We start from the raw sequence: 11,350 nt of genomic DNA, 5'->3' as shown, positions 1-11,350 counted from the left end.
ACCGCACGGTTCAACAACCGCTGGGTCCGGTCCGGCGTGACGTCCCCGACGTACTCGGCGATGCTCCACCCGTTGCGCTTGGGCAACCTGCTCACCAGCGCCGACACGTACCGGCCCGCGTGCTGCCACGTCCGCGTCTGGACGAAGCACGACCGCACCCGCTCCAACAACTCGCCCCGTGCCCGCACCGCCCGGCCAGCCGTTACCCTGGCAGCAGCAGCCGCCTTCGATCTTGTCGTCCTCACAAACACATGATCAACAGGCGGCTGCGTCCACGTCGCATCACCCCACCGCATCCCACCAGGTCAGACCGCCAATGGCGGCTGCCGTACTAGTCATAAAGCGTTTTTTGTCGTATAGGTCAGCCTGCACGGGACCGGTATGATCGCCGGTCATGAACATGGTCGACGTTGATGCGAATGATGCGGCCACCGAGCACACGACATGGGGCCAGCGAGCGGTGTGGAAGACAATGCTCGTGAATCGGCCGAACGACGCTCGATTCAACATGCACCTACGAATACCGGTGCCGGTTGGTATAAGCCTCAGGGACACTATTGCCGCAGTGCGTTCGGTCGTCGCGTGCCACGAAAGCCTGCGTACCACATTCGACGACGACGCTCCGGGCCCCCCGCGCCAACGGGTCCACAGTGCCGGCATCGTCGAGGTGCCTGTCGTGGAGGATGCGGATGAGGACGGCATCGCGACTGTCACCGCGCTCGCCCAAAGGCGGTTCGACCTCACGACTGAATTGCCCGTACGCTTCGCGATCGGCGTGCGGGGCGGGGAGCCGCGGTGGATCGCGTGCGCGATGGCGCGCATCGTCACCGACGGTGCCGGTGGGAACACCCTTCTTCGCGATCTTCAGGATAGTCTGCGCGGAAGGCCGTTGGAGCGCGCCTACCAGCCACGTGAGCAAGCGCAGTGGGAGTCTTCTGCCGTCGGGCAAAGTCAGCTACGTCGATCGATGCAATTCTGGGACGCCAAGATCGCGTCGGTGCCCCCGCTGTTCACGCGCAGCCGTGGGGGGCCGCCGAACTTCCCGAGTATCACGGCATACGTCCGCGGACTCGGCTGTGCCGCCCGCAATTTGGCGAGCTCGGTGGGTGTGGGCGATGCCGCGGTCTTCCTGAGCGCTCTGGTGGCGGCGCTCGCCCGGGAATTCGGAGTGTCGAGATGTGCGGTGCCGGTGCACTGCTCAAATCGTACTCGTGCGCCGTTGAAGCGTTATGTCGGTACCCTCGCGCAGCACGGCCTGTTGGCTGTCGACGTGGTGGGCGACAAGCGGCTCTTGATGCGTCAGACGGCCTCGGGATTGTTGCTGGCGGGCCGCTACAGTCTGTACGACCCGTGGACGCGGGACGACATGTTGCGCGAAAAGGGCCACGGTGCAGACGTTGAACACTTCGCGAACTTCGTGCCGTTGCCGGGTGCTCTGAATGCGCCATCCGACTTCGCGGCGGTGGGGGACCACGATGCGCTAGTCGTGGCTGATCCGCCAATTGCCTTCAGTTCGATGCGTCTGGCGGTGCAGTTCCGAACCGACGGAACGGACGCCTCGATCAGTCTTTTCGTCGACACGCGATATTTGGATCGGGACTTGATGCCCGTCCTGCTCGCCAACATGGTCGGGTTCCTCACCGACCGGCGGACGCCTGCGCAGTCACGACTGGAGAGCTACACGTGGTGAGTTCAGCGGCCCGGGTCGACGCCGCCGGGCCCTGAGTTGCCCGTGTCGGTGTTGGCGGTCTACGACGGCGAGGTGGTGTGGGCCGACCTTTGCGCACTCGGGACCACACGTGTGGGGCAGGGGAGATAGCCTGCGAGCAGAAGGTTGCGTGAAGTGGCGATCGGGGCACGCGGACGCCACAGGGTTGCCGTCGGTACCCTGCTAGGTCTGGCCTGTCCGCGACGACATGAGGTATTCGTGAACGATCTTCGAGTGGTGGCGTTCGACCTCGACGACACCCTGGCGATTTCCAAGTCCCAGATCGATCGTCGGATGGCGGAGTTGCTCGGCCACCTGCTCACCGAGGTGGACGTACTGGTCATCTCCGGTGGCCGGTTCGAGCAGTTCCAGTCGCAGGTGCTCGCCCACCTCGACCTCACCGAGGAGCAGCGCGACCGCCTGCACCTGATGCCGACCTGCGGCACCCGCTACTACCGCTGGTCCGACGAGGGCTGGCGGCAGGTCTACGCGGAGGATCTCACCGCGGCCGACAAGGCCCGCGTCGTCGCCGCGCTCACCGAGTCGGCGCAGGCGCTGGGTCTGTGGGAGGCGAAGCCCTGGGGCGACATCATCGAGGACCGGGGCAGCCAGATCACGTTCTCCGCGCTGGGGCAGTCCGCCCCGCCGGCCGAGAAGTACGGCTGGGACCCGGACGGCGACAAGAAGCGCCGGCTGCGGGACGCGGTCGCGGCGAAGCTGCCCGACCTGGAGGTGCGCGGCGGCGGCTCGACCTCGATCGACGTCACCCGTAAGGGCGTGGACAAGGCGTACGGCATGCGGAAGCTGCTGGAGCACCTGGACCTGAAGATCGACAATGTGCTTTTCGTGGGTGACCGCCTGGACGTGGGTGGCAACGACTACCCGGTCAAGGCGATGGGCATCCGCTGTGTGCCGGTCACCCGCTGGGAGGAGACCGCCGACTACGTCGAGAGGCTTGTCGACGACCTGGTGAGACAGCGCGCCGAGCGCGCCTGAGGACAGCCCGCAGGGCCCGCCCGTCCGGTGAACCGGCGGGCTCGTTCCTGGACGGCCGCGGCGGCATCGAGCGCACCATCAACGAGATCGGCACGCCAGTCGTCGGCTCGTGCGGCACCAGCACTGTGGTCAGCTACCCCTGATCGCCGAGGCGCGGCCCGGTCGGTGCGGGACCGGCCGGGCCGCGCCCGCTCACGCCGCGAGCTGGTCGACGCGGGTGAGCACCTGGTCGACCAGGCCGTACTCGCGGGCCTGCTCGGCGGTGAACCAGCGGTCGCGGTCCCAGTCGCGCTGGATCTCCTCCAGTGTCCGCCCGCTGTGCCGGGCGATCAGCTCCTGCATGGTGCGCTTCACGTGCAGCATGTTCTCGGCCTGGATGGTGATGTCCGCGGCGGTGCCGCCCATCCCGCCGGACGGCTGGTGCATCATGATCCGCGAGTGCGGGAGCGCGAACCGCTTGCCGGCCGCCCCGGCGCAGAGCAGGAACTGCCCCATCGACCCGGCCATGCCGAGCGCCAGCGTCGCCACGTCGTTCTTGACGTACCGCATGGTGTCGTAGACGGCCATGCCGGCGCTGACCGAGCCGCCCGGCGAGTTGATGTAGAGGAAGATGTCGCGCTCCGCGTCCTCGGCCGCGAGGAGCAGGATCTGCGCGCAGATCTGGTTGGCCGACGCGTCGGTGACCTCGGTGCCGAGGAAGATGATCCGTTCCTTCAGTAGCCGTTCGAAGACCCGGTCGCCGAACGCCGGCTGCCCCTCGTCGAGCATCCAGATGCCACCCATCGCCGCCACCTCCGTACCGCCGGTGGGCGGGGGACCGCCCGGGAACCCGGCGGTCTCCAGCGTCCGCCGGCCGCATCCGCGCGGCCCAGGCTTTCTGCCCGGGGCAGATTCGCCCTGGGCAGAAGCTACGCGGCGATCGGCCGCCGCCGGCCGGCGCGGGCCCGCCGCCGGGCCACCGTGACGGAGGTACGCGGACGGGGGCGGACGGTCGGGGCGGAGGGCGCCGGCCAGATCCGGATACCGCCGGCGAACCCGATCGGCGTGGCGGCGTCGAGCGCCGGACCGAGCGGCGCGGGCCCCGCGGACACGGGCCGCAGTGCGCCGCCGAGCAGCGGCGTGGCAGTGACCGGCCGGCGGGCGACGTGCGGCCGGAGCGAGACGGCGGGCCGGCGGGACACGGATGGGCGGGGCGACACGGCCGGGCGGCGCGCGACGGACAGCCGCGGCGGTCCGACCCGCAGGTGTGGCCCGGTGCGAGCGGTCGGCACCCGGTCGAACCGGGCCGCCGAGACTCCGGGGCCGACCGGTGCCGGACGCTCCCGGCGCAGCTCGTCGCGGGCCTCTTCGAGCAGGTCGGCGAGGTGGATGCCGAGCGCGCGGCAGATCGCCGCGAGCACCTCGGAGGAGGCCTCCTTGCGTCCGCGTTCGACCTCGGAGAGATAGGGCAGGGAGACGCCGGCGGCCTGGGCCACCTCGCGCAGCGTGCGGCCCTGGCGCAGGCGGATGCGCCGGAGCACCCCACCGATCACCCGTCGTAGCAACGACATGCCGGCCTCCTCGCGGTCGGGCGTCCCGGACGTCCCCATCATGCCCCGTTCACGCGCCCGGCACCTGCCCGGTCGGCCCCGGTGGTACCGACCGGGCGCCCGGCCCAGCCAGCCTGCTCGCGGCGTACCCGCTATCTTGAGGGCGTGCAGGCGACGACGGCGGAGCAGGACCGACGGTGATCCACTTTCCCGCGCAACGGCGGGGGCCGCTGAGTGCGCTGAGTCTGCGCCTGCTCGCCGCCCTGGGCCTGGTCTTCGCCACCGTGGCGCTGGTCTGGCTCGACCGCGACGGCTACCGCGACGTGGACGACAGCGGCCTGAGCCTGCTCGACTGCTTCTACTACGTGGTGGTCTCGCTCTCCACCACCGGGTACGGCGACATCACCCCGGTCAGCCCGTCGGCGCGCCTGATCAACGTCCTGTTCATCACCCCCGCCCGGGTGCTTTTCCTGATCATCCTGGTCGGCACCACCCTGGAAGTCCTGACCGAGCAGTACCGCACCGGCCGTCGCCTGTCGCGGTGGAGGAGAACCGTGAAGGACCACGTCATCATCTGTGGCTACGGCACCAAGGGCCGCAGCGCGGTGTCCGCCCTGCTGGAGAACGGCACGGACAAGTCCAAGATCGTGGTGGTCGAGCGGAGCGGGCCGGCGCTGCGGCAGGCCACCTCCAACGGGCTGGTGACGATCGAGGGCTCGGCGACCCGATCGTCGGTGCTGGAGCAGGCGCACGTGCGTACCGCGAAGTCGGTCATCATCGCGACCGACAGCGACGACGCCTCGGTGCTGGTGGCGCTCACGGTCCGGCAGCTCACCGCCGGTCAGGTGCGCATCATCGCGGCCGTCCGGGAGGCGGAGAACGCTCCGCTGCTCAAGCAGAGCGGCGCGCACCACGTGATCGTCTCGTCGGCCACGGCCGGGCGGCTGCTCGGCCTGTCCACCTCGGCCCCGCCCTTGATCGACGTGGTGGAGGACCTGCTCACCCCGGGGCAGGGCATGGCGCTGGCCATGCGGTCGGCCGAGCGCAGCGAGGTGGGCCGCTCACCGCGCGAGCTGGAGTCGCTGGTCATCGCGCTGGTCCGCCGGGGCAAGGTGGTCACGCTCAACGACCGCGCCGCCTCGGTGATCGAGACCGGCGACATGCTCGTCCACGTCCGGGACGACCGGCCGCAGGCCACGTCCGCGCTCTGACCCCGCGCCGCTTGAGCGCCTGCGGTCAGCAGGCGCCCGTGCCGCCCTCCGCGATCACTTCGCCGCAGGTCGAGGACCGGCCCTGGGTGGCCCGTCGCAGCAGGTCGTAGAGCAGGTCTCGCTCGCCGGGTGCCAGCGCGCCGAGGACCTCCTCCTCCGCCCCGGCGAGCGCGCACTCGGCCTCGCGCAGTCGCTTCGTGCCCGCGTCGGTGAGGCGTACCTCGTGCCGCCGGCGGTCCTCCGGGGAGCGGCGGCGCTCGGCCAGGCCGCCCGCCTCCAGGTCGTTGAGCAGCCCGACCACATTCGTGCTGTCGATCTGGAGCGTGCCGGCCAGCGCCTGCTGGCTGATGCCGCCGGAGTCGCGCAGCACGGTGAGCGCCACCAGATGGCGGGGGCGCAGGCCCAGCGGCGCCAGCACCGACTCCGAGCGCAGCCGCATCCGGCGGGCCAGGTGATCGAGCAGGGGCCCGGAGCGGCGCTCGGACTCCTCGACCGGTGCGGCGGACATGTGACCCAGTTTACGCGCCCCGAGGAACATTGGCCTGCTATAAATAGTTCGTCCGACGCGAACGATTATCGGAGGGGGAACCGCAAATGGCGCACCTACTACACGTCGACTCCAGCATCACCGGCGAGCGGTCGATCAGCCGGCGGCTCACCGCCCGCGCCGCCGCCGCGTGGCGCGCCGCCCACCCGGACGGCACCGTCACCTACCGCGACCTGGGGCAGAACCCACTGCCGCACCTGAACACGGCGAGCGGCCTCGCGCGCATGGTGCCGCCGGATCAGCACACGCCGGATCAGCAGGCGTCCTGGCGGCTGACCGAGGCGGTCGTGGCCGAGGTCAAGCAGGCCGACACGGTCCTGCTCGGGCTCCCGCTCTACAACTACGGCCCGCCCAGCAGCGTGAAGTCCTGGGTCGACCACCTGATCGCCCCCGGCATCGCGTACGACCCGGCGACGAACGCCGGGCTGCTCGGCGACCGCCAGTTCGTCGTCCTGGTCAGCCGCGGCGGTGGGTACGGCCCGGGCACCCCGCGGGAGGGCTGGGACCACGCCGAGCCGTGGCTGCCACACGGCCTGTCCCTGACCGGGCTGGAGCCGCGGTTCATCTGCGCCGAGCTGACCCTCGCCCCGGTCAACCCGGCGATGACCGAGCTGATCCCGCTGTTCGAGCAGAGCCTCGCCGCGGCCGAGCGGGCCGTCGACGAGCTGTGGTTGCCCGCCTCGGCGGCCGCCTGACCGAACCGCCGTCACACGCGAAGGGCGGGCCGTTCCACGGGGGAACGGCCCGCCCTTCGCTCAGTGACGGGTCAGCGGCGGATCAGAGGATCGTCCAGGTGTCGCCGCTGCCGAGCAGCGCGGCGAGCTGCTGCTCCGGGGTCCGGTCGACGGTGGCCTTGGCGGCCGCGACCTGCTCCTGCACCACGCTGTCGTAGGAGGGACGGTCCACCGACCGGAACACCCCGATCGGGGTGTTGCTCAGGTCCAGGCCGGGCAGCCGGGACAGCGCGAACGCGTACGCCGGGTCCGCCACGCCCGCGTCGTGCACCACGATCTCCTCGACCGGCGTGTTCGCGGTCTCCCGGACCTCCAGCCCGAAGCCGCCCGGCGGGTGGACGACGCAGAACTGCCCGCCCGCGCCGAACGTGATCGGCTGTCCGTGCTCCAGCCGGATCAGGAAGTCGTCCCGAGTGGCCGGTTCCTTCAGCGGGTCGAACGCGCCGTCGTTGAAGATGTTGCAGTTCTGGTAGATCTCCACGAACGCGGAACCCTCGTGCTGGGCGGCGGCCCGCAGCACCGACTGGAGGTGCTTGCGGTCCGAGTCGATCGTCCGGGCCACGAACGTGGCCTCGGCGCCGAGCGCCAGCGACAGCGGGTTGAACGGTGCGTCGGCCGAGCCGACCGGCGTCGACTTGGTGATCTTGCCGACCTCGGAGGTCGGCGAGTACTGGCCCTTGGTGAGCCCGTAGATCCGGTTGTTGAACAGCAGGATCTTCAGGTTCACGTTGCGGCGCAGCGCGTGGATCAGGTGGTTGCCGCCGATGGAGAGCGCGTCGCCGTCACCGGTGACCACCCAGACGGACAGATCCGGCCGGGACACCGACAGGCCGGTGGCGATCGCCGGGGCCCGGCCGTGGATCGAGTGCATGCCGTACGTGTTCATGTAGTACGGGAAGCGCGACGAGCAGCCGATGCCCGAGACGAAGACGATGTTCTCCCGGGGGATGTTCAGCTCCGGCATGAAGCCCTGCACGGCCGCCAGGATGGCGTAGTCGCCGCAACCGGGGCACCAGCGCACCTCCTGGTCGGACTTGAAGTCCTTGGCGGTGAGCTTGAGGGCGACGGGCTCAGACATTCTTCAGGACCTCTTCCAGCATCGTCTCCAGCTCGGCGGCGGTGAACGGCAGGCCGCGGACCTGGTTGTAGCCGATCGCGTCGACCAGGTACTTCGCCCGGATCACGTGGGCGAGCTGGCCGAGGTTCATCTCCGGCACGACCACCTTGTCGTACCGGCCCAGCACCTCGCCGAGATTCGCCGGCATCGGGGCCAGGTGCCGCAGGTGGGCCTGGGCCACCGAGAGCCCGCGCTGGCGCAGGCCCCGGCAGGCGGCGCCGATCGGCCCGTACGTCGAACCCCAGCCCAGCACCAGCACCCGGGCGTCGCCGTCCGGGTCCTCCACCTCGACGTCGGGGACCGGGATGGTCTCGATGCGGGCCGCCCGGGTCCGCACCATGAAGTCGTGGTTGGCCGGGTCGTACGAGATGTCGCCGGTCTTGTCGGCCTTCTCCAGGCCGCCGATCCGGTGTTCCAGACCGGCCGTGCCGGGCACCGCCCACGGGCGGGCCAGCGTCTGCGGATCCCGCAGGTAGGGAAGGAACGTGGTGCCGTCCTCGCCGTTCGGCTTCGTGGCGAACTCGACCCGCAGGTCGGGCAGCGACTCCACGTCCGGCAGCAGCCACGGCTCGGAGCCGTTGGCGACGTAGTTGTCCGACAGCAGGATCACCGGGGTGCGGTAGGTCAGCGCGATCCGGGCCGCCTCCAGCGCCGCGTGGAAGCAGTCGGCCGGGGACTTCGGCGCGATCACCGCGACCGGTGCCTCCCCGTGCCGGCCGTACAGGGCCATGTTCAGGTCGGCCTGCTCGGTCTTGGTGGGCATGCCGGTGGACGGACCGGCCCGCTGCACGTCGACGATGACCAGCGGCAGTTCCAGCGCCACCGCCAGGGAGATCGTCTCGCTCTTGAGCGCCACGCCCGGACCGCTCGTGGTGGTGACGCCGAGCGAGCCGCCGTACGACGCGCCGAGCGCCGCCCCGACCGCGGCGATCTCGTCCTCGGCCTGCATGGTGACCACGCCGAACTTCTTGTGCCTGCTCAGCTCGTGCAGGATGTCCGAGGCCGGCGTGATCGGATACGCGCCGAGGAACACCGGCAGCCCGGAGCGCACCCCGGCGGCCACCAGGCCCAGCGACAGTGCCGCGTTGCCGGTGATGTTCCGGTAGGTGCCCGGCAGCATCTTGGCCGGCTTGACCTCGTACCGGACGGCGAAGTCCTCGGTGGTCTCGCCGAAGTTCCAGCCGGCCCGGAACGCCGCCACGTTCGCCGCCACCAGCTCGGGGCGGGCCGCGAACTTGCGCTCCAGGAAGCGCAGCGTGGACTCGTACGGGCGGGAGTACATCCAGCTCAGCAGCCCGAGCGCGAACATGTTCTTGGCCCGCTCGGCGTCCTTCTTGGACACGTCGTGCTCGGCCAGCGCGCCGATCGTCATCGAGGTGAGCGCCACCGGGTGCACCGCGTACCCGGCGAGCGAGTCGTCGTCCAGCGGGCTGGCCGCGTAGCCGACCTTGGCCAGGTTGCGCCGGGTGAACTCGTCGGTGTTGACGATGATGTCCGCCCCGCGCGGCAGGTCGGCCAGGTTGGCCTTGAGCGCGGCGGGGTTCATCGCCACCAGCACGTTCGGCGCGTCGCCCGGGGTCAGGATGTCGTAGTCGGCGAAGTGCACCTGGAAGCTCGACACGCCGGGCAGGGTGCCGGCGGGAGCCCGGATCTCGGCGGGGAAGTTGGGCAACGTGGAGATGTCGTTGCCTAGCTGCGCCGTCTCCGAGGTGAACCGGTCGCCGGTGAGCTGCATGCCGTCGCCGGAGTCACCGGCGAACCGGATGACCACCCGGTCCAGCTGACGGATCTGCTTGGTCACACCCGCACCTCGCTTCACTGAGCGCCGTCGCCCCTGCCGGCCCGGCCCGCTCCGATTCTCACGTCAGAGCCTACGTCGCCACGTTAGGGCCACCTTGGTCGAGGTCCGACGTATGGGACTGGATCGGGCCGCTGTATGCCCTGCTTTGCAGCGTTTAGTACCTGGGCCCGTAACCCAGATCACCGCATATCCATGATCACCGGTCGGTGATCGGACGCTCCGGCACGGTGATGTCGCTGCGGCGGCGCAGCGAACGGGTCGCCAGCGTCAGCGCGAGCACGACCAGGAGACCGGACACGGTGATGAGCGCGACGGCGACCCCCCGGACCGAGGTGCCGCCGCCGTCCCGTCCGCCGGCGGCGACGAGGACGCCCTGCGAGCCGGTCGGGGCCGGCGCCCCGCCGGGCGGGACGGCACCCGCCGCCGCCGCGCTGATCCGGAAGCTCATCTGCATCTGCCGGTCCAGCCCGCTGCGCGGATCCAGCCGGCCGATCACCGCGCCGGACAGGGGCGCCCGCCGCTGTGCCTCCGCCGAGGCGGCCAGCGTCAGCCGTACGGTCGTGGTCCGCCCGGCCGCCAGCGCGCCCAGCTCGCAGCGGGTCCGATCGGACGACACCGGGGCGCAGCCGCTCTCGCTGCCGGCCACGGTCACCCCTTCGGGCAGGAGCACCTCGATCCGGCCCGCCGCGTCGACCTCGCCGGTGTTGCCGAGCCGGACGGTGAGCGTGCTGGGCGCGCCGCTGATGTCGAACAGCACCTCGTCGGCCCGCAGCGAGATGCCGGGTACCGGCGGCCCGGGCGGGAACAGCACCGCGAAGCCCTCGTCGTCGTACGCCGCTCCGGTCACGCCGGGCGCGACGGCGGTGACCTGGACCGATCCGGCCAGCGGCATGGTCCGCCAGGCGTCGCCGTCGACCCGGAGCTGGATGGTCGCGCTGAACCGGGCGCCCGGCTCCGCGTCCCACCCGACACAGCGGTGGTTGCCGCCGCCGGCCGGTTCGCAGCCCGGGGTGCCCGCGTCGGTCAGGCCGGGCGGCAGCGTGTAGCCCAGGCTGATCCGCTCCGTCCGCCCGCCGGTGTTGGTCACCGTCACCCGCAGCGTGGCCACCGTGACGTCGGCGTTCCAGTAGGCCGGCGGGAGGACCACGTCCTCGGTGTTCACGCGTACCCCGAGGGGACCGCCGGCCGGCTGCGCCGGCGGTGGCGGCGGGGTCTTGACCGGCGGTGCGACGGGTGGGGGCGCCGGTGCCGTGGTGGTCGGCGCTGCGGTGGTCGGCGCCGGTCCGGCGGGCGCGCTCGTCGGCGGCGGGGCCGGCGGGGTGGTGACCGGCGGCGGGGGATCGGTCGCGGGTGGCGGCGGCTCGGTGGGCGGCGGGGCCGTCGCCGTGGTCGTGGGCTCGCCGGTGGGCGCGGGCTCGGTGGGCTCGCCGCCGGGATCGACGCCCGGTTCCGCGGGCTCGATCATCCGGGGCGCGGCGGCCGGCCCCGGGTGGGCGGCGGCCCCGACCGGCGCCACCGCCACCAGCGCCGCGACCAACGCGGGCGCCAGCAGCGTGAGGGTGCGGCGGAGCGCGACCCGCCGAAGGGGTCGAACGCGCAGGCGGGCCATCTGTCCTCCGGGACGATCAAGAGCTCTCATTATTCGGTGATGCTTGCCGTTCAGCACTAGTCCTGCCAGGAAACAACTTCGTAACGTGTCCGGGACAT

General features: G+C 71.2%; 10 protein-coding genes and 1 pseudogene. 4 read left to right on the top strand and 7 right to left on the bottom strand.

All coding sequences use genetic code 11. The features are described 5' to 3' along the window. Positions 1 to 188, bottom strand: a pseudogene (locus GA0070215_RS29880) (IS701 family transposase); the annotation flags it as partial. A 206-nt stretch (positions 189 to 394) separates the two neighbouring features. Between GA0070215_RS29880 and GA0070215_RS22985 the strand changes: the two are divergent. Both GA0070215_RS22985 and GA0070215_RS22980 read left to right on the top strand, forming a co-directional pair. Further along, positions 395 to 1,690, top strand: coding sequence for a condensation domain-containing protein (locus GA0070215_RS22985; protein ID WP_091049620.1), 1,296 nt, complete (start codon positions 395 to 397; stop codon positions 1,688 to 1,690). A gap of 237 nt (positions 1,691 to 1,927) precedes the next feature. Further along, on the top strand, positions 1,928 to 2,704 hold the full coding sequence (locus tag GA0070215_RS22980) for an HAD-IIB family hydrolase (protein WP_091049618.1): 777 nt from the start codon (positions 1,928 to 1,930) through the stop codon (positions 2,702 to 2,704). A 192-nt stretch (positions 2,705 to 2,896) separates the two neighbouring features. Here the strand turns inward: GA0070215_RS22980 and GA0070215_RS22975 are convergent, their stop codons facing one another. Together GA0070215_RS22975 and GA0070215_RS22970 are read right to left on the bottom strand one after the other, a co-directional pair. Continuing rightward, positions 2,897 to 3,487 (bottom strand): ATP-dependent Clp protease proteolytic subunit, encoded by a 591-nt coding sequence (locus GA0070215_RS22975; RefSeq protein WP_018788935.1) that lies wholly within the window; start codon positions 3,485 to 3,487, stop codon positions 2,897 to 2,899. A 125-nt stretch (positions 3,488 to 3,612) separates the two neighbouring features. Beyond that, on the bottom strand, positions 3,613 to 4,254 hold the full coding sequence (locus GA0070215_RS22970) for a helix-turn-helix domain-containing protein (RefSeq protein WP_091049660.1): 642 nt from the start codon (positions 4,252 to 4,254) through the stop codon (positions 3,613 to 3,615). Positions 4,255 to 4,430: 176 nt separating this feature from the next. On the opposite strand from GA0070215_RS22970, the gene GA0070215_RS22965 reads away from it, so the two are divergent. Further along, positions 4,431 to 5,444, top strand: a complete 1,014-nt coding sequence (locus GA0070215_RS22965; protein WP_018788937.1) for a potassium channel family protein — start codon at positions 4,431 to 4,433, stop codon at positions 5,442 to 5,444. Positions 5,445 to 5,469: 25 nt separating this feature from the next. On the opposite strand, the gene GA0070215_RS22960 is transcribed toward GA0070215_RS22965, so the two are convergent. Further along, positions 5,470 to 5,952 (bottom strand): MarR family winged helix-turn-helix transcriptional regulator, encoded by a 483-nt coding sequence (locus GA0070215_RS22960; protein WP_244167100.1) that lies wholly within the window; start codon positions 5,950 to 5,952, stop codon positions 5,470 to 5,472. 86 nt (positions 5,953 to 6,038) lie between these two features. Here GA0070215_RS22960 and GA0070215_RS22955 point away from each other — a divergent pair, with 86 nt between their 5' ends. After that, a complete protein-coding gene (locus GA0070215_RS22955) occupies positions 6,039 to 6,686 on the top strand; it encodes an FMN-dependent NADH-azoreductase (protein WP_018788939.1) in 648 nt (215 codons plus the stop codon). Between the two features lie 82 nt (positions 6,687 to 6,768). Here GA0070215_RS22955 and GA0070215_RS22950 read toward each other — a convergent pair whose 3' ends face one another. The 3 genes from GA0070215_RS22950 to GA0070215_RS22940 all read right to left on the bottom strand — a co-directional run bounded on the left by GA0070215_RS22950 (position 6,769) and on the right by GA0070215_RS22940 (position 11,252). After that, complete coding sequence (locus tag GA0070215_RS22950) at positions 6,769 to 7,803, bottom strand: 2-oxoacid:ferredoxin oxidoreductase subunit beta (RefSeq protein ID WP_018788940.1); 1,035 nt, start codon at positions 7,801 to 7,803, stop codon at positions 6,769 to 6,771. Continuing rightward, on the bottom strand, positions 7,796 to 9,643 hold the full coding sequence (locus GA0070215_RS22945; RefSeq protein ID WP_091049612.1) for a 2-oxoacid:acceptor oxidoreductase subunit alpha: 1,848 nt from the start codon (positions 9,641 to 9,643) through the stop codon (positions 7,796 to 7,798). Before GA0070215_RS22945 ends, GA0070215_RS22950 begins: the two co-directional genes overlap by 8 nt. A 196-nt stretch (positions 9,644 to 9,839) precedes the next feature. Further along, entirely contained in the window at positions 9,840 to 11,252 is a 1,413-nt protein-coding gene (locus GA0070215_RS22940; RefSeq protein ID WP_091049608.1) for a hypothetical protein, read from the bottom strand. Positions 11,253 to 11,350 lie beyond the last annotated feature (98 nt).

The sequence above is a fragment of the Micromonospora marina genome, from assembly GCF_900091565.1.
In the GTDB taxonomy this organism is placed as follows: Bacteria; Actinomycetota; Actinomycetes; order Mycobacteriales; family Micromonosporaceae; genus Micromonospora; species Micromonospora marina.
This window is presented reverse-complemented; position numbering and strand designations above follow the sequence as displayed.

Bases quoted from the DNA above. Each gene is read 5' to 3' on its own strand.
- GA0070215_RS22985 (WP_091049620.1), top strand. From the start codon at position 395: ATGAACATGGTCGACGTTGATGCGAATGATGCGGCCACCGAGCACACG.
- GA0070215_RS22975 (WP_018788935.1), bottom strand. From the start codon at position 3,487: ATGGGTGGCATCTGGATGCTCGACGAGGGGCAGCCGGCGTTCGGCGAC.
- GA0070215_RS22970 (WP_091049660.1), bottom strand. From the start codon at position 4,254: ATGTCGTTGCTACGACGGGTGATCGGTGGGGTGCTCCGGCGCATCCGC.
- GA0070215_RS22960 (WP_244167100.1), bottom strand. From the start codon at position 5,952: ATGTCCGCCGCACCGGTCGAGGAGTCCGAGCGCCGCTCCGGGCCCCTG.
- GA0070215_RS22955 (WP_018788939.1), top strand. From the start codon at position 6,039: ATGGCGCACCTACTACACGTCGACTCCAGCATCACCGGCGAGCGGTCG.
- GA0070215_RS22950 (WP_018788940.1), bottom strand. From the start codon at position 7,803: ATGTCTGAGCCCGTCGCCCTCAAGCTCACCGCCAAGGACTTCAAGTCC.
- GA0070215_RS22940 (WP_091049608.1), bottom strand. From the start codon at position 11,252: ATGGCCCGCCTGCGCGTTCGACCCCTTCGGCGGGTCGCGCTCCGCCGC.